This window comes from Polaromonas sp. P3_B1, from assembly GCF_056402935.1.
The window spans coordinates 1-21261 of sequence record NZ_JBFUGK010000056.1; the positions used below are offsets into that span (position 1 = coordinate 1).

The window sequence follows — 21261 nt, forward strand, 5'->3', positions numbered from 1 at the left end:
GGGGACCCAGACTGCGGGTCGCCTTTCTTTTGGGTACTTTTCTTTGGCGAAGCAAAGAAAAGTGCCTCGCCCGCCGGGGCGAGACCCGGCCAGCAAAACTAAGAAGAGCGCGCGCCGTCGGCGCAAGACCCGGCTCAGCTACTACAACCAAAGATTTCGTCTACCTCCAGTCCGATACTCAATTGCTATCAAATAGCTAGCATTACAGCCCCAGTCACAAAAGGTTGGCAGGAGAAATTTCCTGTAAACCCTGCCGCCCCACCCTCACCATCAAAGATTTCAGCTATCCTTAGCGCCTTCACAACTACCGACCGCCATCACGTGTCCGACGTTCCCCCCAGTCGGTCTTCCAGGCCAGAAGACAAGCGAGGCTTTCTGCAAAAGCTCGCTGAAATGCTCCACCCAGGCCCCGACTCGAAAGACGAGTTGATCGAAACCCTGGTGGAGGCCCAGGACAATGACGTTATTGGCGCCCAGAGCCGTGAAATGCTTGAGGGCGTAATCCGCATGGCCGACATGACGGCCGGCGACGTCATGGTGGCGGCGCCGCGCATGGATGTGATCAACATCGACGCGCCTTTCGACGAGTTGCTGCACCTGGTCATAGACACCGCCCACTCGCGCTTTCCCGTCTACGAAGGCGAAAAGGAAAACATCCTCGGCATCCTGATGGCCAAGGATTTGCTCAAGCTGCAGCGCGCCCCTGAACTCAATATCAAGGCCTTGCTGCGCCCCGCGGTCTTCGTGCCCGAAAGCAAGGGGCTGAACGACCTGCTGCGTGAATTCCGCGGCAACCGCAACCACCTGGCTATCGTGATCGACGAGTTCGGCCGCGTGGCCGGCCTCATCACGATTGAAGACGTGCTTGAACAGATCGTCGGCGAGATCGAGGACGAGTTCGATATTGCCGAAGACGAGGGTGACATCTTCGGCCTGACCGACCATACTTACCGGGTCAGCGGCGACACCTCGATAGAGCGCGTCAACGAGGCTTTCGGCGTGACGCTGCCGGAAACCGATTTCGACACCATAGGCGGCTTGGTGGCGCATGAGATGGGACATGTGCCCAAGCGCGGCGAGCATTACGCGTTGGCGGGGCTGCAATTCACGGTGCTGCACACCAAGGGTGGCGCGGTGCGATGGTTCAAGGTATCGCCGGTTTCGGCGGGCGTCTGACGACACACACAATAAATTAAAGAGGGCGATTTATGGCACGGGACTCGATCCACAGCATGATGTCCCACCTACCGACTTTGCCCGCGCTGCTCGAGCACGCGCGCAACCTGCCGCCGCGCAAGGGCTTCTCACCCTTCCAGCTGGTCATGGTCCTKGTCGCCGGCTGCCTGCATGCCGCCAGCATGGCCTGGCCCTTTGATTTCGTCTTCCTGCAGGGCCAGCCCCTGGGAGGCATGCAACTGCTGGCAATGTTCCTGTTCGCCGCGCAGATCGACAGCTGCCGCTCCATGAAACGCGCCGCCTGGCTGGGCGTCGCCTTCGGCACGGCCATGCTGTGCAGCACTTTCTGGTGGCTGTTCATTTCCATGCACTTCTACGGCGGGCTGGCCGCGCCGCTGACGGTGCTGGCCGTCGTGCTGCTCGCGGCGTTTTTGTCGCTGTACTACGCCGCGGCGGGGGCGCTTTTTGTGCGCCTGGCGCCGCGCCGCAAGCTGCCGCGCGCCCTGGTGTTCGCCTCGCTGTGGTTGCTGGCCGAACTGGCTCGCGTCGAATTCTTCACCGGCTTCCCGTGGGGCGAGGGTGGCTACGCGCATGTGGACGGCTGGGCCAGGCCGCTGGCGGCCTGGGTGGGTGTGCACGGCATCACCTTCCTGGCGGCGCTGGCCGCGGCCTGGCTGGCCATGGCCCTGCGCGCCTCGCGCATGCAGTGGGCCACCGCGATTGCCATCGTGCTGGCCTGCTTCGTGCTGTCCTATCTGCCTGTGCAAAGCGCCTTGCCCGGGGAGGCGGGCTCCACCTCCGCCGGCGAGCCGCTACAGGTCACGCTTTTACAGGGCAACATTCCGCAGAACGAAAAATTCCAGAGCGGCACCGGCGTGGCCACCGCGCTGCAGTGGTACGGGCAGCAACTGCGGGACGCCAAAACTCCGCTGGTGGTGGCGCCCGAGACCGCCATTCCACTGCTGCCCATGCAATTGCCCGAAGGCTACTGGCGGGCGCTGCAGTCACGCTTTGCCACCGGTCAGCAGGCGGCGCTGGTCGGCATGCCTGTGGGCAATCCCCAGGCCGGCTATGCCAACTCGGTGGTCGGCTTCAAGCCCGGGCAGGCCGAGCCCTACCGCTTTGACAAGCACCACCTGGTGCCTTTTGGCGAGTTCGTTCCGCCCGGCTTTCGCTGGTTCATCGACATGATGCGCATCCCCTTGGGCGACTTCAACCGCGGCGCGGTGGGCCAGGCGTCCTTCGAATGGAAAGGCCAGCGGCTGGCGCCCAACATCTGCTATGAAGATCTGTTCGGCGAAGAGCTGGGCGCACGTTTTGCGGACCCGGCGCTGGCGCCCACGATTTTTGTCAACGTCAGCAATATCGCCTGGTTCGGCAACACCGTGGCCATAGACCAGCACCTGCAGATCTCGCGCATGCGCGCGCTCGAGTTCAGCCGCCCCATGATCCGCGCCACCAACACCGGCGCCACCGTCATCATCGACCACGCCGGCAAGGTCACGCATTCGCTGGAGCGCCACACGCGCGGCGCGCTGGTCGGCGAGGTGGAAGGCCGCAATGGCATCACCCCCTATGCCCTGTGGGTGTCGCGTTACGGCTTGTGGCCGCTGTGGGGCCTGGGCCTGGGTGTGGCCCTGCTGGCCCTGCTGTTCCGCCGTCGCTGAGTTCGTCCGCCCCTTTCAGCAGGGGCCGCGGAACTGGCTTTGCCAGGCCGCAGGCGCCGCCCCTGGAAGGGGGAAGGCGCTACACGAAGTGAGCGTCCGAAGGGGTGGGTTAGCTTGTTGCTGCCATCACGCCGTGCAGTAAGTCGGGGAGCATCTCCAGCATCCGCAGCGCATCCTGCCCTGGCGGTGTGCTGGTGGCGAAATACATCTGCAGCGGCGCGTGGGCGAACTCATGCAGTGGCACCGCCGTCAGCGAGTCCGGGTCCAGGTTGCTGGCCGTGAGGAAGTCCACCACCGTCCAGCCCATGCCGCGCCTGACCAGCTCCAGCGCCAGCCGTGAAGTCTGCACCTGCAGGCCAGCCGGTGCGGTGAGGCCCAGGTGGCGGGCCAGCTCGTCGATGGACTGGCACATCGGGTCCTCGCCCACCAGCCGTATCAGGGGCATGCCGGCCAGGAAGGACATCGGGTTTTGCCGGCGCGCCTTCACGGCGCGTTGCCAGATCTCGCGCGTGACGGCCAGGTAGAGCGGCCCGCTCACCAGCGTCGTGCTGGTCAGCAGCGGGTGCGGGTGCTCGTAAAACCCCAGCGCGAAGTCCACGCCGCGCGTCAGCAGGGCCTGCACCATCTGGTCCTGGTGCAAGGTGCGCACCTCGACGCGCACGCGCGGATGCCGGGCCATGTGCCGCTCCAGCACCAAGGGTAAAAATTCGTGGCTGATGGACGGGATGGCCGCCAGCCGCACCTGGCCGTCGGCGGCCTGCCGCAGGTTGAGGGCCATGCGCTTGAGCCCGTCCAGCTTCTGGTGGATCAGCGCGGACTCCTCAAACAGCACCCGCGCTTCCGGCGTGGGGGCCAGCGTGCCCTTGCCGCGCGTGAACAGCTTGTAGCCCAGTTGCAGTTCGGTGTGTGAGATGGTCTTGCTCACGGCCGAGGGCGTGATGCAGATGAGGCGCGCGGCGGCGCTCATATTGCCCGTCTGCATGACGGCCTGGAAGACTTCAAGTTGCCTGAGGTTCATTGTTGTGCCGGGGGTGTGAGTTTTATTCACACCCCTCGTTACATTATGCATCGCTGCTTTTCGACGGGCTGGCTACGATGAGCCACCTTTGGCCCTGGTGCCGGAGGAGACATCGGTTCGCGGCGCCAACGCATTGACACTTTTTCACAGGTGCCTTGCGATGCACGCGATCCGGCAGAACTATTTCAACGATTCACCTTCCCGGGATATCTCATGCAAATCGCTTCCACCCTCCTGAAAATGGGCGCCGGCCTCGGCCTCGTCGCCTTTACCGCGTTGGGCACGCCCGCCTCCGTGCTGGCGCAAACCGCCGGCAAGCCCAATGTCGTGATCCTGGCCACCGGCGGCACCATTGCCGGCGCCGGCGCCTCGGCCCTGAACAGCGCCACTTACGCCGCCGCGAAAGTGCCTGTCGACAAGCTGCTGGCCGGCCTGCCCGAGCTGGCCAACATCGCCAACGTCAAGGGCGAGCAGGTTTCGCAGATCGCGTCTGAAAGCTTTACCAACGACAACCTCATGAAGCTGGGCAAGCGCATCTCCGCGCTGGTCAAGCAGTCCGACGTGGACGGCATCGTGGTCACCCACGGCACCGACACGCTGGAAGAAACCGCTTACTTTCTGAACCTCGTGATCCGCACCAGCAAGCCCATCGTGGTGGTGGGCTCCATGCGGCCCGGCACGGCGCTGTCGGCCGACGGCGCGCTGAACCTGTTTGACGCCGTGAGCGTCGCCGCCAGCAAGGACGCGGCCGGCAAGGGCGTGCTGGTCACCATGAACGACGAAATCCAGAGCGGGCGCGACGTCACCAAGACCATCAACATCAAGACCGAGGCCTTCAAGAGCCAGTGGGGCCCGCTGGGGATGGTGGTCGAAGGCAACAACTACTGGTTCCGTGCGTCCGTGAAGCGCCACACCGCGCAGTCCGAGTTCAATATCGACGACTTCGACGCGCTGGCGCCGGTGGAAATCGTTTACGGCTACGGCAACGTGCCGCGCACCGCGCTGGACGCCGTCGCCAAGTCGGGCATCAAGGCTTTGATCCACGGCGGCACCGGCAACGGCTCGGTGGCCGACCGCATCGTTCCCGCGCTGCAGGAAGTGCGCGCCAAGGGCATACAGGTGGTGCGCTCCTCGCGCGTGCCCGAAGGCTTTGTGCTGCGCAACGCCGAGCAGCCCGACGACAAATACGACTGGGTGGTCGCGCACGACCTGAACCCGCAAAAGGCCCGCATCCTGGCGGCCGTGGCCCTGACGAAGAACGTGGACAGCAAGGAACTGCAGCGCATCTTCTGGCAGTACTGAGCACCATCCAGCGCAAATAAAAAAGGCGATGCCGGCAACGGCATCGCCTTTTTTCGTTGGCTTAAAGCTGGCTCATGCCACCGTCAACAATCAGTTCAGTGCCCACGATGAAGGCGGCGTCCGGCGACGACAGGTAGACCACGGCGCTGGCCACTTCATCAGGTGTGCCGAAACGCTTGACCGGAACTTGCGCCTGGATGCCGGCGGCCAGCGCATCCAGCTGGTCGGCGGGCACGCCCAGCTTGCCGTACAGCGGCGTGGTTACTGGGCCGGGGCTCACCACATTGACGCGGATGCCGCGCGCCACAAATTCGGCCGACAGCGTCTTGGCGAATGAAATCAGCGCGGCCTTGCTGGCGGCATAGACGCTGGAGTTGGGCATGCCGATGTGGGCATTGATGGAGCCGTTCAGGATGACGGCCGCGCCTGTGTTCAGCAGCGGCGACAGCGCCTGGATCGCAAAGAAAGCGCCCTTCACGTTGACGTTAAACGTGTCGTCCCAAAGGGCCTCGTCCACGCCTTCGAGCGGGGCGAATTTGGCCAGGCCGGCATTGATGAAAACCGCATCCAGCGTAATCCCTTCTGCGGCCAGTGCTGCGGCCAGTGCTTTGGCTGAGCCGCTGGCCCCGGCGTCGTTGCGCAGGGCGATGGCGCCTTCGCCCAGTTGGGCTTTGGCTTTGTCCAGTGAGGCTTGATCGCGGCCGGTGATCACGACGCGGGCGCCTTGCGCCGCGAACTGCAATGCGGTCGCCAAGCCGATGCCGCTGTTGCCGCCCGTGACGAGCACGGTCTTATTGGCAAAACGGGGTGTGAACGATGAGGTGTGCGAGGTGGTCATGTCAATTTCCTTTGCGTCGTGTGATGAAGGGTTTCCTGGTTCGGCGAGCCTTCTGGCTTGCCGATGGGTTCAATGTACGGTTCATGTTCTCTAAGAAGAAGGTCTGAAAAGTGTTTTAATCATTCAGTTTTTATGAACTTGATTGAGGAGACCCACCATGGACCGCTTGCGAGCCTTTGAGGTGTTCGCCACCGTCGTGGGGCGCGGCAGTTTCACCCGCGCGGCCGATGCGCTGGACACCTCGCCGGCCAATGTCACGCGCTACATCAACGAGCTGGAGGCGCACCTCGGCACGCGCCTGCTCAACCGCAGCTCGCGCACGCTTTCCCTCACCGAAAGCGGCGAGGCGCTGTATGAGCGCAGCAAATCCATCCTCGAGGAGGTCGCCGACGCCGAAGCGCTGGCCTCTTCGGCCACTTTGCAGCCGCGCGGGCGCCTGCGTATCAATGCGCCCGTGAGCTTCGGCATACGCCAGCTGGCGCCGCTGTGGCCCCGCTTCATGCAGAAGCACCCCGACGTGGAGCTTGACATCGCGCTCAGCGACCGCGTGGTCGACATCGTGGAAGAAGGCTACGACCTCGCCATCCGCATCTCGCGCACCGGCCCAGCCACCCATGCGGCACGCAAGCTGGCCACCTCCTGCAACATCGTCTGCGCGTCGCCCGCCTATCTCGAGCAGTACGGCACGCCCCGGTTGCCCGCCGACCTCGCGGCGCACCGCTGCCTGGGCTACACCTATGCCGCCACCGCCAACGAATGGCATTTCGTCGACGGGCAGGCGCGCCCGCACAAGGTCAAGGTCCAGTACGTCATGCACGCCAACAACGGTGACACGGCCCGCTTGGCGGCCCTGGCCGGGCAGGGGATCATCTGGCAGCCGGCCTTCCTGGTCGGCGACGATGTGCGCGAGGGGCGGCTGCTGCCGCTGCTGCCGGGCTACCGCATGCCCGACATCGACGTGCTGGCCGTCTACCCCAGCCGCCGCCACCTGAGCGCCAAGGTTCGCGTGATGATCGATTTCCTGGCCGAGGCCTTCAAGGCCGGGCCCGGCTGGCATGTGCCGCCCGACGCGGCGCCGGCCGCGGCGGCTGCGGCGTCCGCGCGCCGTCGCCGCGTAAAATGACCGGTTTCGCGGGGCCGCCGGTGCGGCCTTGCCTTCCCGGCGCCTGCACAGGCGCCGCGCTTTTGTCCTGAACCCACTCCTATGCTCACTTTCCAGCAAATCATCTTGAAGCTGCAGTCCTACTGGGACGCCCAGGGCTGCGCGCTGCTGCAGCCCTATGACATGGAGGTCGGCGCCGGCACCTCGCACACCGCGACCTTTCTGCGGGCGCTGGGCCCCGAGCCCTGGAAAGCCGCCTATGTGCAGCCCAGCCGCCGCCCCAAGGACGGCCGCTACGGCGAGAACCCCAACCGGCTGCAGCACTACTACCAGTACCAGGTCGTGCTGAAACCCGCGCCCGCCAACATCCTGGAGCTCTACCTCGGCTCGCTCGAAGCCCTGGGTTTTGACCTGAAGAAAAACGACATCCGCTTTGTCGAAGACGACTGGGAGAACCCAACGCTGGGCGCCTGGGGCCTGGGCTGGGAAGTCTGGCTCAACGGCATGGAAGTCACGCAGTTCACCTACTTCCAGCAGGTCGGCGGCATCGACTGCAAACCCGCCACCGGCGAGATCACTTACGGCCTTGAGCGCCTGGCCATGTACCTGCAGGGCGTGGACAACGTCTACAACCTGGTCTGGACCGAAGGCGCCGACGGCTCCAAGCTGAGCTACGGTGACGTCTACAAACAAAACGAGGTCGAGCAGTCCACCTACAACTTCGAGCACAGCGACGCCGACTTCCTGTTCACCGCCTTCAGCGCGCATGAAAAACAAGCCAGGCACCTGATGGAACAACAGCTGGCGCTGCCCGCCTACGAGCAGGTGCTCAAGGCCGCGCACAGCTTTAATTTGCTCGACGCGCGCGGCGCCATCAGCGTGACGGAGCGCGCTGCCTACATAGGCCGCATCCGCAACCTGGCGCGCAGCGTGGCGCAAAGTTATTACGAGAGCCGCGAGCGCCTGGGCTTTCCGATGGCACCGCGCGAATGGGTTGAACAGATGCCCAAAAAAGCCGCCTGAGGTTTTCGCGCCTGACTTCGCCGCAACCGATGCCCACCATCTTTTCCCATATTGCCGTCCCCATTGCCGCCGCCGTGGCCCTGGGCGGCAAACGGATACCGCCTTCCATGTTGCTGGCGGGCATGGTCGCGGCCATACTTCCCGACTTTGACGGCATCGCTTTCAAGCTCGGCATCCATTACGGCGGTATCTGGGGCCATCGCGGCTTTACCCATACCCTGGGCTTTGCGCTCGTTGCAGGCCTGATCGGCTTGTGGCTGGCACGGTATTGGAAGCTGGCACCGTGGCAAGGCTATGCGTGGATAGCGCTTTGCATGTTTTCGCATCCCCTGCTCGATACCCTCACCAACGGCGGCGTGGCCATTCCGTTGTACTGGCCGTTTTCCGATGAGCGGTTTTTCAGCCCCTGGCGGCCGGTCGAGGTTTCGCCGGTCGCCTTTTCCCGATTTTTCACGCAGCGCGGCGCCGACGTGTTGCTCAATGAAGTCCAAACCATCTGGCTGCCGCTGATGGCCGCAGCCCTCGCAATTTTTGCGCTCCGACATTCCCGAAAAAATCCATGAACGCTTCCCAAAACCTTCTCGTAGAACTGTTTGTCGAAGAACTGCCGCCCAAGGCGCTCAAAAAGCTCGGCGATGCCTTTGCCGGCGTGCTGTTTGAGCAACTCAAGGCCCAGGGCCTGACGGCGGACGGCTCGGCGCTGACCGCCTTTGCCTCGCCACGCCGCCTGGCCGTCCACGTCACCGCGGTGGCCGCGCAGGCCGCCGACAAGGCCGTTTCGCAAAAACTCATGCCGGTGGCCGTGGGGCTGGATGCGTCCGGCAATGCCACGCCGGCGCTGCTCAAGAAGCTGCAAGCCCTGGGCGCTGACGCATCGGCGGTGGCCGGCCTCAAGCGCGCGCCCGACGGCAAGGCCGAGGCGCTGTTTTACGACAGCACTGTCAAGGGCGCGACGCTGGCCGAGGGCCTGCAAAAAGCGCTGCTCGAAGCCATCGCCAAACTGCCGATTCCCAAGGTCATGACTTACCAGCTGGCCGACGGCTGGAGCGACGTGAAGTTTGTGCGCCCGGCCCACGGCCTGGTCGCGCTGCACGGCAGCGATGTGGTGCCGATTGAAGCGCTGGGCCTGAAAGCCGGCAACACCACGCACGGCCACCGCTTTGAAGCCGCTGTGGACCCGGTGGTGTTGAAGGATGCCGACGGCTACGCCGCAACGCTGCAAAAAGACGGCGCGGTAATCGCCAGCTTTGCCGAGCGCAAGGCTGAGATCGTCAAGCAATTGGCGGCCGCGGCAGCCAAAGTCGGCGGTGGCGTCAAGGCGATCGAGGACGACGCGCTGCTCGACGAAGTGACCGCGCTGGTCGAGCGCCCCAACGTGCTGGTCTGCGAGTTCGAGAAAGAATTCCTCGGCGTGCCGCAGGAATGCCTGATCCTCACCATGAAGGCCAACCAGAAATACTTTCCGCTGCTCGATGCTGCGGGCAAGCTCACGAACAAGTTCCTGGTCGTCAGCAACATCAGCCCCAGCGATGCCAGCGCGGTGATTGGCGGCAACGAACGCGTGGTGCGCCCGCGCCTGGCCGACGCCAAATTTTTCTTCGACCAGGACCGCAAGAAAACCCTGGCTTCGCGTGTCGAAGGCCTGGGCAAGGTGGTGTATCACAACAAGCTGGGCACGCAGGGCGAGCGCATGCAGCGCGTGCGCGCGATTGCCGAGACCATCGCAACACGCCTGAACATCGACGTAGCTGCCGTGCAGCGCGCCGCCGAACTCGCCAAGACCGACCTGGTGACCGACATGGTCGGCGAGTTCCCCGAGCTGCAAGGCACCATGGGCCGTTACTACGCACTCAACGACGGCCTGGGCGCCGAGGTGGCCGATGCGATTGAAGACCACTACAAGCCGCGTTTTGCCGGCGACGAGTTGCCGCGCAGCAGCGTGGGTGTTGCCGTCGCGCTGGCCGACAAGCTCGAAACCCTGGTCGGCATGTTCGGTATCGGCAACCTGCCGACCGGCGACAAGGACCCGTTCGCGCTGCGCCGCCATGCGCTGGGCGTGATCCGCATGCTGGTCGAGAAAGACCTGCCCCTGGGCCTGGCCGAGCTGGTCGAAGGCGCGCAGCCGGTGTTTGGCGACAAGATCCAGGATGCCTCCGTGGCCCTGGTGGATTTCATCTACGACCGCCTCGCCGGCTCCCTGCGCGAGCAGGGCTACAGCGCGCAAGAGGTCGATGCCGTGCTGGCGCTCAAGCCCCAGCGCCTGGGCGACGTCGCCAAGCGCCTGGCCGCTGTGCGCGCCTTTGCCGCGCTGCCCGAAGCGCCGGCACTCGCGGCCGCCAACAAGCGCGTCGGCAACATCCTCAAGAAGGCCGAAGGCACCGTTGACGCCGCCGTCAAGCCCGAACTGCTGCAGGAAGCCGCCGAGAAATCTCTCGCGGAAGCCCTGAAAACCGTCGCGCCCAAAGCCGAGGCCGCTTTTGCATCCGGTGACTATGCCGCGTCGCTGCAGGCGCTTGCCGCCCTGAAGGCGCCTGTCGATGCCTTCTTCGACGGCGTGATGGTCAATGCCGAAGATCCGGCGCTGCGTGCCAACCGTCTGGGATTGCTGGCCACCCTGCACCAGGCGATGAATCGCGTAGCTGACCTTTCCAAGTTGGCAGCGTAAGCTTCCAGGCAAAGGCAAACACCATGAAACTCGTCATCCTCGACCGCGACGGCACCATCAACAGCGACAGCGACGACTTCGTCAAGACGCCGGACGAATGGCTGCCGCTGCCCGGTTCGCTGGAGGCGATCGCGCGGCTCAACCATGCGGGCTGGCATGCGGTCATCGCCTCCAACCAGTCGGGCCTGGGGCGCGGCCTGTTTGACGTGGCCTCGCTCAATGCCATGCACGCCAAGATGCACAAGATGCTGGCGGCTGTCGGCGGCCGTATTGACGCGGTTTTCTACTGCCCGCACAGCCCCGAGGAAAGCTGCAATTGCCGCAAGCCCCTGCCCGGCCTTTTCGAGCAGATAGGCGCGCGCTTCGGCATGCAACTGGCGGGCGTGCCCACGGTCGGCGATTCGCTGCGCGACCTGCAGGCCGGCGCCGCGGCGGGCTGCGAGCCGCACCTGGTGCTCACCGGCAAGTCGGCAAAAGGGCAACCCGAGGGCCTGCCGCAAGGCACCACGGTGCATGCGGACCTCGCGGCTTTTGCCGACTTCCTGCTGGAGCGCAGCAACCGGCCGCTGCCGATGGCCATCTGATCATTGCGCATTGACCCTCCCGCGTTCGCGCAACACGCTGTTCGACCCTACAACCTGACCCGATAGCCGGAACCCGCCATGCCCTTCATCCGCTCCGTACTGCACCTTCTGTGGATGTCCGTCACCGTCGTCCCCTGGGCCATCTTTGTGATCATCGCCTCGCTTTTCGTGAGCGGCACCACCATGTACTGGATGTGCGCGGGCTGGCTGCGCCTGGCGGTCAGCGGCGGCACCGTCATCCTCGGCATCAGGAACCGGGTGACCGGCATGGAGAACCTGCCCACGGGCGAGACCAGCGCCGCCGTGCTGCTGCTCAAGCACCAGAGCACCTGGGAGACGCTGTGCATGCCCACCTTGATGCCGCACCCGCTGGCCTATGTCTTCAAAAAAGAGCTGCTGTACGTGCCTTTCTTCGGCTGGGCCATGGCGCGCATGGACATGATCCACATCGACCGCAGCCAGCGCTCGCAGGCCTTCAACAAGGTCGTGGTGCAGGGCAAACGCCTGATGGCGCAGGGCACCTGGGTCATCATGTTCCCCGAGGGCACGCGCATCCCGCGCGGCCAGAAGGGCGTCTACAAATCCGGCGGCACGCGCCTGGCCATCGAAACCGGCGCGCCGGTGATCCCGATCGCCGTCACTTCCGCCAAATGCTGGCCGCGCAAGGCCTTCATCAAGATCCCCGGGATTGTCGACATCTCCATCGGCAAGCCTATCGACAGCACGGGCCGGCAACCCGACGAGCTGATGCGCGAAGTGGAGGCCTGGATAGAGTCCGAAATGCATCGGCTGGACCCCGAGGCCTACCCGGCCGCGGCGTCCGGCGCCGCCAATACCTGAGCGGCGCCCGCGCCTGCCGTGCCGCGCTAAACTGCCATGATGCAACGGCTTCTCCAGTTCACGCTCGACCTGTTTGACGCCCATCCCGCGCCGCCGGCCCGCGCCGCGGGCCCGAAAAATGGCAAGCCGCCCGCAAAGCCGAGGCCCAAAAAACCGGTCGCTTCCACCCCGAGGCCCGAGGCGGCCCCCGAGGGCGATTTCATCGGCCCGCAACTCCCCGCCCAGACCCTGCAGCAGGCCATGGCCCCCGCCACCTTCCGCCATCCGCGCGCCACTCGCGAGACCGTGCTGGACGGCATCCTGGTGGCTTACGAGTTCCGGCGCAGCAAGCGCAAGACCATCGGTTTTTCCGCCGGCGCCGACGGCCTCACGGTGAGCGCGCCCAAATGGGTGCCGCTGTATGAAATCGACAAGGCCGTGCTCGAGAAATCCGGCTGGATACTCGCCAAGCTGCAGGAAACCCGCGAGCGCCACGACCGCATGGAGTCCGCGCGCATCGACTGGAAGGACGGTACCACCCTGCCTTTCCTGGGCGAGCAGGTGATCGTGGTGATAGACCCGCGGCACGCTTTCGGCGGCGTAGGCGCCGAACTCAAGGCGCGCGCCACCGAGGTGATGCTGCAGGGCAATGAGGGCGCGGCCGGCGACATGCTGCCCGGCGTGGCGCAAATGACCCTGCACGTGGGCCTGCCCCACAATGCCTCGCCCGAACAGATACGCGACGCCGTGCAGGCCTGGCTGATGCGCCAGGCCAAGCGCATCTTCATCGAGCGGCTCAACCATTTCGCGCCGCAGCTCGGCGTGCAGTGGCGCAAGCTCAGCCTTTCCAGCGCCGGCACGCGCTGGGGCAGCGCCAGCGCCGACGGCTCCATCCGGCTGAACTGGCGGCTGGTCCATTTCAGGCAGTCCGTCATCGACTACGTGGTGGTCCATGAGCTGAGCCATTTGCGCGTCATGGACCACAGCCCGCGCTTCTGGGACACCGTGCGCACTATCGTGCCTGACTATGCCGAATTGCGCGGCCAGCTCAAGGACGAAGCCATCCCGCGCTGGTAGTTCCGCCTGCGGGAATCCGCAGGGCCATGCCATGCCAAGCCCGGTCGGCCAGGTTCGGGCCGGATTTAGGCAATAACACCAGCGATAACAAAGTAGTACGTGTCGGCGTTACTTGGTAATATGACAAAAATATCAAAAATGCGAAAAGCCCCAGGGAATTGATGCCGCACCTCTCAAGCACCTCCATGAACGACAAGCTCATACTCGTAGTTGAAGACAATCCGGACCACCTGGAACTGACTGTCTTGACCCTGGAAGAGCAGGGCGTGACAGCGGAGATCGCGGTGGCCCGCGACGGTGTGCAGGCGCTCGATTATCTTTTCGGGCAGGGCAGCCATGCAGGCCGCGACACACAGCGGCAGCCGTCCTTCATCCTGCTGGACATGAAACTGCCCAAGCTCTCGGGGCTGGATGTGCTGCGCGGCGTGCGCGCCAACCCGCTGACGGCCCTGGTGCCGGTGGTCATGCTGACGTCCTCCAGCGAGCGCTCCGACATCGTGGCGTGTTACCAGGCAGGCGCCAACGGTTTTGTCCGCAAACCCGTGGATTTCGGAGACCTCACGGAAAAACTCCAGCGGCTCCAGGCCTATTGGCTGGATGTCAATGAATCCCTCGCGGCCGGTTGATATTCTCCTGTGGCGCCGGGCGCCCGTGCGGCTCGGGCGGGCTCCTGAGAGACGGCCGCGATGAAGGTTCAGATCACGCTGCGGACCCGCCTCGTCTTCCTGGTGCTGGCCGCGATTATTCCGCTGTTCGGCCTGTCCATCTTCAAGGCGGTCTACAACGCTGATGTCGCCGTCGAGCGGGCCATGACCGACCTGCAGTTCGCGGCCTCGCTGGCCGCCTCCAACCAGCAGCAGCTGGCCGAGACGGCCCGCCAGGTGCTCACCTCCGTCGTCCATGCGCCCGAGCTGCTCAGCGACGAGAACGGCAAAACCGTCAAGGGCGGCAGAGGCGGCCGCTGCGACGACTACCTGGTCGAGCTGAACCGGCTGTTCCCCCTGTACGCCAACCTGGGCATTGTGGGGATGGACGGCCGGGCGTTGTGCAACGGGATTCCCAATTCGACGCTGAACTACCTGGGAGACCGCGCGTACTTCCGCGAGGCCGTCGCGCGCCGCGAATTCGTGACCGGTGAATACATCGTGGGCCGCGCCACGGGCATACCCTCCATCAGCTTCGCGCTGCCCCTGCTGGACAGGGACGGGCGCGTCGTGGTCGTGGCCTATGCCTCGGTCGACCTGGGCGAAATGGCGAAGACGGCGCTGAGCATCCAGCTGCCGCCCGGCGCCGCCCTCGGCATCCATGACCGCAACGGCGTGCTGCTGGCCGGAAAGCCGGCTCTGCCCATACGCGTGGGGCAAAAGGCGGCCAGCCCTGTACTGCGAGAGGCGGTCAAAAGCCTGAGGACGGGCACGGCCGACGGCCCGGACGGCTCGGGCAAGCGCCGGCTCTGGGCCTTTATGCCCAGCAGCAGTAATGTGAGTGAGGCATTTTTTGTGGCGGTCAGCCTGGACCACAACCTGGTGGTGGGCGCCACCCAGCGGCAGCTCTGGCTCGAGCTCGGCGTGCTGTCCATGCTGGCTTTCCTGAGCGGCCTGCTGGCCTGGATGATGGGCGGGCGCGCCATCGTGATTCCCACGCGCAACATCCTGGAGGCGACCCGGCGCATCCAGGATGGGCGGCTGGACGTGCGCATTCCGGTCTCTACGTCCGATGACGGCGGGGAATTCTCGCGGATTGCCGAGGGCTTTAACCGCATGGCCGAATCCCTGCAGAAGCACCGCGGTGCCCTGGAGGCGGAACTGGCGAACAGCGAAGCCATCCAGCGCAAGCTGCAGGATGCCCAGCGGCTGGGGCGTATCGGCTACTGGCAGCTTGACGTGCGCAGCGAAGAGACCTGGTGGTCCGATGAAGTTTATGACGTGCTGGGCGTGGACAAGGAGACCTTCCCGACAAACCGCGAAGCGTTTTTGCAGCTGATCCATCCCGCCGACCGCGAGGGCTTCAAGGCCAGGCGCGACGCCGCCGTGGCGGCCGGGCTGCCGCTGGACGTCGAGTTCCGCATCGTCACCGCGGCCGGCGAGGTGCGCTGGATCCACCTGATGGGCCGCGCCCACGGGGCGGAGGACGACCCGTCCGGGCAGGCGCCGCGCCGCTCCGGCGTGATCCAGGAGATCACCGACCGCAAACAGGCGGAACTGGAAATCGAGCGCAGCACCGAGCTGCTCAACCGCACCGGCGAGTTCGCGAAAATCGGCGGATGGGAGGTCCAGGCCGACACGATGGCGCCCTTCTGGTCCCAGGAAATCTACCGCATCCATGACCTTGAGCCCGGTGCCAGGCTGAGCATTGGGCAGGCCATCCGCTCCTATGTGCCGGAAGTGCAGCCCGTCGTCAGGGCTGCGGCCGAAGCCGCGTTCAATCACGGTACGCCCTGGGACCTGGAGCTGCCGCTTATCACTGAGAAGGGCCGGCGCATCTGGGTGCGCACACGGGGCCGTGCGGTGATGCGGGACGGCAAAGTCGTGAGCCTGGTCGGCGTGCTGCAGGACATCACCGAGCAGCACCAGGCCCAGGAGCACCTGCGCCTGCTGGAGTCCTGCGTCTCCCGCCTCAACGACATCGTGCTGATCACCGAGGCCGGGCCCATCGACGCGCCGGGCCCGCGCATCGTCTTCGTCAACGACGCCTTCGAGCGCCGCACCGGCTACACCCGCGAAGAAGTCCTGGGCCGGACGCCGCGGTTGCTGCAGGGCCCGAAGACGCAGCGAGCCGAACTCGACCGCATCCGCGCCGCGCTGCAGGCATGGCAGCCGGTGCGCGCCGAACTCATCAACTACACCAAGGGCGGCGAGGAGTTCTGGCTGGACCTGGATATTGTTCCCATCACCGACGCCAAGGGGCTGTTCACGCACTGGGTGGCGGTGGAGCGCGACATCACGCAGCGCAAGTACGCCGAGCGGGCCCTGGTGGACAGCGAGCAGCGCTACGCGGCCCTGTTTGAAATGGCGCCGGTGCCCATGTGGGTGTTCGACACGACCACAACGCGTTTTCTCAATGTCAACAAGGCCGCGGTCGACAGCTACGGCTACTCGGCCGAAGAGTTCCTGGCGATGTCAATATTCGACATCCGTCCGGAGTCCGAGCATGCGCGCCTGGAGCGCCTGCTTGCCGACGATTCGCCCGAGAGGCAAAACGCTTTGCTGCATCGCCGCAAGGACGGAACGGTTTTTTCCGCCCAGGTGATGTCGCGGCCCATCCAGTACGCAGGCGTGCCGGCGCGCTTCGTGCTGGCGATGGACGTCACCGCCCAGCTCAAGGCCGAGCGCGACGTGCAGGAGCACCTGTTCACCCTGCAGCGCGCGGCCGACGCCGCCCAGGCCATCACCTGGCACCAGACGCTGGAAGGCACCATGCATGAATTGGCCGAGCAGGCCCGGGGCGTGGTGGGCGCGCACCAGTCCATCGTCAGCCTGACCGTCAACAGCGACTGGAAGCAGGCCATCAACGCGCTTTCGCTGTCCGAAAAATATGCCAAGTACCGCGGCCTCATCGAGCCGCCCGACGGCACCGGCATTTACGCCATGGTCTGCCAGACCAACCGCTCCATGCGCATGACGCAGGCCGAACTCGAAGCCCATCCGCGCTGGCGCGGTTTCGGCGGCTATGCCGACCAGCATCCGGCCATGCGCGGCTGGCTGGCCGTGCCCCTGACCGGGCGCGACGGGCGCAACATCGGGCTGCTGCAGCTGTCCGACAAATATGAAGGCGAGTTCACGCAGCAGGATGAATACGTCGCGCTTGAGCTGGCCCAACTGGCCTCCATCGCCATCGAGAACGCGCGCCTGCTGGAAGAGGTCAGCCAGCTCAACACCGGGCTGGAGCGCAAGGTGGCCGAGCGCACCGTGGCGCTGGAGCGCCAGCAGGCGCTGTTCCGCGGGCTGGCCGAGCAGGCGCCGCAGGTGGTGTGGACCATCAACCCCGACGGCGCGGCGACTTATTTCAATCGCGCCTGGTTTGACCTCGTGGGCGGCAAGCTCGAGGACTGGACCGGCACCCAATGGTTCTCCGTCATCCATCCCGAAGACCTCCCCGACGTCAAGGCCACGTGGGAGACCGCCAAGGCCGCGCAGTCGCAATTCATGGGCATACGCCGCGTGCTGGCCCGCGACGGCAGCACCCACACCATGTCCTACCGCGCATCGCCCGTGCTGGACGAACAGGGCCAGGTGGCCTTCTGGGTGGGCATTGATGCCGACATCACCGAAATCAAGGCCATCGAGGCGGCGCTGCGGCTGTCCAACCATGAGCTCGAGGCCTTCTCGTATTCCGTGTCGCACGACCTGCGCTCGCCGCTCAACACCGTGGACGGCTTCAGCCGCCTGCTGGCCAAACAGCTGGGCGCCAATGCGGGCGACAGGGTTTCGCATTACCTGTCGCGCATCCAGGCCGGTGTGGCGCAGATGGGGCAGCTCATCGAAGACCTGTTGTCCCTGGCGCAGGTGTCGCGCGCGCCCCTGAGCAACAAGTCGGTGGACCTGTCCGACCTGGCGCGCGGCATCATGGACGACTGGCAGGCGCGCGACCCGGACCGCAAGGCGGTGATCAACATCGAAAAAGGCCTGAAGGCGCACGGCGATGCGCGGCTGGTGCGCGTGGTCATGGAAAACCTGCTCGGCAACGCCTGGAAGTTCAGCTCCCATGAGGGCGTGGCCGAGATCACCGTCGGCCACACGCTGGACGCCGCGGGGCTTCCCGTCTATTTCGTGCGCGACAACGGCGCCGGCTTTGACATGGCCTACGCCGACAAGCTCTTCAACCCCTTCCAGCGCCTGCATGCCGCATCGGAGTTCCCCGGCACCGGCATCGGCCTGGCCACGTCCAGCCGGGTTATCAAGCGCCATGGCGGCAAGCTGTGGGCCGAGTCCACCCCGGGCCAGGGCGCGACGTTTTTCTTTACCCTGCCCAGAACGCCCGGCGCCCCCGATGTGTCCTGATGTGACGCAATGTGTCGCGGAGGCGATTAATTACCGGGATGAAGTCCTGTTTTCACGTGTTTTCTGCTGTTTTCACTAGGGTTTACTACAACGAATTGATTAAAATGCGAAAAATGCGAAAAACAATCCTTTACGAGACTGACCATGCGTGAACCCAAGTCTTTCGAGGCCGCCATCACCGCTTCGGATTTCTCGAGCGAGGATTACTGCGGCACCAGCTACGCAGCCAAGCTGCTGGGCCTGTCCGTCGCCACCGTGCAATCGCTGGTGGAAAAAGGCGAGATCGAAGCCTGGAAAACGCTGGGCGGCCACCGCCGCATTGCACTGCAGTCGATCAATGCCTACCTCGCCAAGAACAGCCCGCAACTGTCGCGGGCCGACACCGACCCCAAGAACCGGCTGCGCGTGCTCATGGTCGAAGACGACGAAAACACCCGCGAGCTTTATCGCTGCCAGTTCGAGGACTGGGACCTGCCGGTCGACTGCACCTGGATGCCCTCCGCGCTGGAGGCCATGATGGACATCGCCAGCATGCGGCCCGACTTGCTGATCACCGACCTGTCCATGCCCGGCGTTGACGGCATTGAAATGCTCAAGGCCTGCAAGCGCAACCTGCAGCTCGCCGACATGCAGATCGTGGTCATCAGCGGCCTGGCGCCCGAGGCCGTCCAGGCGCGTGGCGGCCTGCCGCCCGAAGCCCATCTGCTGCAAAAGCCGATCAACTTTGACTGGCTGCATGGGTATATCACTGCGTTGGTGACTGCCAATCGCAAATGGAGACATTAGCCCCCACGCTTTTCACTTCGCCTTCGGCTCCGTGTAATGCGCTGCCCCCCGAGGGGGCGCTGCGCCTGCGGCCCGGCAAAGCCGGTTCCGCGGCCCCTGCTGGTAGGGGAGAGGCGCTTTTTAATTCGGCCGCTAGGCCGGAACGCTGCTGAAGCGGTAAATACCGTCGGCATCCAGCCGGCGCGCAAGCTTTTTCTGGAACCACAGCGCATGCAAATGCGCCACCGCTTCGCCCATGGCGAAGGTGGTTTGGTGCAGGTCCAGCTTGCGGGGGAACATGATGGGCAGGATGTCGGCTGCGCTGCAGGGGGCTGTTTCGCAGGCCTGCATGACTTCGGCCAGGCGGTCGCGGTGGTGGTCGTGCAGCTGGCCTACGCGGGTATGCAGGCCTCGAAAAGGTTTGCCGTGCGAGGGCAGCACCAGCGTGTCCTTGTCCAGCGGCAGGAATTTGTCGATGGAGTCCAGGAACAGCGTGAGGGAGTTGGCCTCGGGCTCGAGGTCGTACACGCTCACATTGGTGGAGATGCGCGGCAGCACCATGTCTCCGCTGATCAGCGTGCTGGTCTGCTCGCAATGCAGGGCGATGTGTTCGGGCGCGTGGCCGTAGCCGCTGATGCAGCGCCAGTCGCGTCCGCCTATGCGCACCGTCATGCCGTCCATGATGCGCACATAGCTGGCCGGCACCGCGGGCACCATGCCCGGGTAGTAGCTGGCCCGGCCGCGGATTTTTTCGATGGCTTCCGGGTCCACCAGGCCGTGCGAGGCAAAAAAGCGCGCGGCGCTTTCGCCGCCGAAGCCCGTGGTGCTCTGCGAGCCTATGCGCGCCGAGTGGTAGTCGGTGGCGCTGATCCACAAGCGGCACACGTGGCTTGCGGTGGTCCAGCGCTCGCACAGCCAGTACGCCAGGCCGATGTGGTCCGGGTGCATGTGCGTCACGATGACGCGCAGCACCGGCAGGCCTTCGAGCTGCGTCGCGAAAATTTCTTCCCACTGGGCCTTGGACTCCTCCCGGCTGATGCAGCAGTCAATGATGGTCCAGCCCTGGATCTTCGCGCCCGCCTGGTTCGGGTCGTCCATCTCGTCGCGCAGCAGCCACAGGTTGATGTGGTCCAGCGCGAAGGGCAGCGCCATGCGTATCCACTTCACGCCGGGCGCCACCTCCAGCGTCGTGCCCGAGGCCGGCAGGGTATCGCCGAAGGGGTAGTGGAGTTGCTGCTCGAGGAGGTTCATGGCAATATTCACGGTATATTTGACGTTTACGTAAACGTCATGCTCAACCATTGTAGGGACAGCGCCCGCTCCGCGCTGTCGCCCGCGCACAAGACCTCATCACCCATGGCCACCACCTACACCATCAGCGACCTGGCAAAAGAGTTTGACCTGACTACGCGCGCCATGCGGTTCTACGAAGACATGGGCCTGCTGCAGCCGCAGCGCGAAGGGGCGGGCGGCCGCAACCGCGTCTACACCGCGCGCGACCGCACCCGGCTCAAGCTCACGCTGCGCGCCAAGCGCCTGGGGCTGTCGCTGGTCGAGGCCAAGGAAATCATCGACTCCTACGACAGCCCGCGCGACACCGCGCCGCAGCTGCGCAAGTTTCTGGCCGTGCTGGGCGAGCACCGCAAAAAGCTCGAAGCCCAGCTGATGGACCTGCAGGCCAACCTCGACGAAATCCGCACCCACGAAAAAGAAGCCAAGGCCCTGCTCGGCAAGGCCGAAAAGAGCAAGGCCGCCTGAGCCGGGTTCCCATTTCCCGCCAGGCCGCTGGGTCAAAACCACTCAGGCCCGCAAATACGCCATAATTGACGTTTACGTAAACGTCAACTAAACCCGGTCTCCCTCACACCTCGTAAAGGGCTCTCCATGGACGCACCCGCTCCCTCCGCGCTGTTCCGCCGCATCGAAGCCAGCTTCCTGCGCCAGGGACTGATGCAGCACCTGGGCGCCCGCCTGCTGCGCGTGGAGCCGGGCCTGTGCGAAGTGGCGCTGCCCTATTCGGAGCGCGTGACGCAGCAGCAGGGCACCTTCCATGGCGGCGCCATGGGCGCGCTGGCCGACATCGCCGGCGGCTACGCTGCAATGACCATGGCCGCCGAGGATTCCGATGTCATCACGGCCGAATACAAAATCAACTTCCTGGCCGGCTTCAGGGACGGCGAGCTGCGCGCCCTGGGCCGTGTCGCCAAAGCCGGCAGGCGCATCAT

General features: G+C 64.9%; 18 protein-coding genes. 15 read left to right on the forward strand and 3 right to left on the reverse strand.

The window, feature by feature from the left end:
- The first annotated feature begins 393 nt into the window (after positions 1-393).
- Positions 394-1176, forward strand: coding sequence for an HlyC/CorC family transporter (locus AC1DXS_RS23425; RefSeq protein ID WP_477662477.1), 783 nt, complete (start codon positions 394-396; stop codon positions 1174-1176).
- A gap of 32 nt (positions 1177-1208) precedes the next feature.
- Positions 1209-2843 carry an apolipoprotein N-acyltransferase gene (gene lnt / locus AC1DXS_RS23430; protein ID WP_477739840.1) on the forward strand — a complete coding sequence of 545 codons (1635 nt, stop codon included), beginning with the start codon at positions 1209-1211 and terminating at the stop codon, positions 2841-2843.
- A gap of 109 nt (positions 2844-2952) precedes the next feature.
- On the opposite strand, the gene AC1DXS_RS23435 is transcribed toward lnt, so the two are convergent.
- On the reverse strand, positions 2953-3861 hold the full coding sequence (locus AC1DXS_RS23435; protein ID WP_477739841.1) for a LysR family transcriptional regulator: 909 nt from the start codon (positions 3859-3861) through the stop codon (positions 2953-2955).
- Positions 3862-4074: 213 nt separating this feature from the next.
- On the opposite strand from AC1DXS_RS23435, the gene AC1DXS_RS23440 reads away from it, so the two are divergent.
- Complete coding sequence (locus tag AC1DXS_RS23440; RefSeq protein ID WP_477739842.1) at positions 4075-5163, forward strand: asparaginase; 1089 nt, start codon at positions 4075-4077, stop codon at positions 5161-5163.
- Between the two features lie 61 nt (positions 5164-5224).
- On the opposite strand, the gene AC1DXS_RS23445 is transcribed toward AC1DXS_RS23440, so the two are convergent.
- Complete coding sequence (locus tag AC1DXS_RS23445) at positions 5225-6001, reverse strand: SDR family oxidoreductase (protein ID WP_477739843.1); 777 nt, start codon at positions 5999-6001, stop codon at positions 5225-5227.
- A 157-nt stretch (positions 6002-6158) separates the two neighbouring features.
- Between AC1DXS_RS23445 and AC1DXS_RS23450 the strand changes: the two genes are divergently transcribed.
- From AC1DXS_RS23450 to AC1DXS_RS23495, 10 genes are all read left to right on the forward strand, one after another.
- A complete protein-coding gene (locus AC1DXS_RS23450; protein WP_477739844.1) occupies positions 6159-7124 on the forward strand; it encodes a LysR family transcriptional regulator in 966 nt (321 codons plus the stop codon).
- Positions 7125-7205: 81 nt separating this feature from the next.
- Positions 7206-8126, forward strand: a complete 921-nt coding sequence (gene glyQ / locus AC1DXS_RS23455; protein WP_477739845.1) for a glycine--tRNA ligase subunit alpha — start codon at positions 7206-7208, stop codon at positions 8124-8126.
- 29 nt (positions 8127-8155) lie between these two features.
- A complete protein-coding gene (locus AC1DXS_RS23460; RefSeq protein ID WP_477739846.1) occupies positions 8156-8689 on the forward strand; it encodes a metal-dependent hydrolase in 534 nt (177 codons plus the stop codon).
- Positions 8686-10791, forward strand: coding sequence for a glycine--tRNA ligase subunit beta (gene glyS / locus AC1DXS_RS23465; protein ID WP_477739847.1), 2106 nt, complete (start codon positions 8686-8688; stop codon positions 10789-10791). The genes AC1DXS_RS23460 and glyS overlap by 4 nt, the downstream gene beginning before the upstream one ends.
- A gap of 23 nt (positions 10792-10814) precedes the next feature.
- On the forward strand, positions 10815-11375 hold the full coding sequence (gene gmhB / locus AC1DXS_RS23470) for a D-glycero-beta-D-manno-heptose 1,7-bisphosphate 7-phosphatase (protein WP_477739848.1): 561 nt from the start codon (positions 10815-10817) through the stop codon (positions 11373-11375).
- Between the two features lie 78 nt (positions 11376-11453).
- The gene (locus AC1DXS_RS23475; RefSeq protein WP_477739849.1) at positions 11454-12215 is read left to right on the forward strand and encodes a lysophospholipid acyltransferase family protein; all 762 of its coding nucleotides are present in this window, start codon (positions 11454-11456) and stop codon (positions 12213-12215) included.
- A 36-nt stretch (positions 12216-12251) separates the two neighbouring features.
- The gene (locus AC1DXS_RS23480) at positions 12252-13271 is read left to right on the forward strand and encodes a M48 family metallopeptidase (protein WP_477739850.1); all 1020 of its coding nucleotides are present in this window, start codon (positions 12252-12254) and stop codon (positions 13269-13271) included.
- A 185-nt stretch (positions 13272-13456) separates the two neighbouring features.
- A complete protein-coding gene (locus AC1DXS_RS23485) occupies positions 13457-13897 on the forward strand; it encodes a response regulator (RefSeq protein ID WP_477739851.1) in 441 nt (146 codons plus the stop codon).
- Positions 13898-13957: 60 nt separating this feature from the next.
- A complete protein-coding gene (locus tag AC1DXS_RS23490; RefSeq protein WP_477739852.1) occupies positions 13958-18271 on the forward strand; it encodes a PAS domain S-box protein in 4314 nt (1437 codons plus the stop codon).
- Between the two features lie 144 nt (positions 18272-18415).
- Positions 18416-19057 carry a response regulator gene (locus tag AC1DXS_RS23495; RefSeq protein ID WP_477739853.1) on the forward strand — a complete coding sequence of 214 codons (642 nt, stop codon included), beginning with the start codon at positions 18416-18418 and terminating at the stop codon, positions 19055-19057.
- A gap of 132 nt (positions 19058-19189) precedes the next feature.
- Here AC1DXS_RS23495 and AC1DXS_RS23500 read toward each other — a convergent pair whose 3' ends face one another.
- Positions 19190-20287 carry an MBL fold metallo-hydrolase gene (locus tag AC1DXS_RS23500; RefSeq protein WP_477739854.1) on the reverse strand — a complete coding sequence of 366 codons (1098 nt, stop codon included), beginning with the start codon at positions 20285-20287 and terminating at the stop codon, positions 19190-19192.
- A 105-nt stretch (positions 20288-20392) separates the two neighbouring features.
- Between AC1DXS_RS23500 and AC1DXS_RS23505 the strand changes: the two genes are divergently transcribed.
- The gene (locus AC1DXS_RS23505) at positions 20393-20794 is read left to right on the forward strand and encodes a MerR family transcriptional regulator (protein WP_074579834.1); all 402 of its coding nucleotides are present in this window, start codon (positions 20393-20395) and stop codon (positions 20792-20794) included.
- Between the two features lie 126 nt (positions 20795-20920).
- A partial coding sequence (locus AC1DXS_RS23510) for a PaaI family thioesterase (RefSeq protein WP_477739855.1) occupies positions 20921-21261 on the forward strand: 341 nt, incomplete at its 3' end.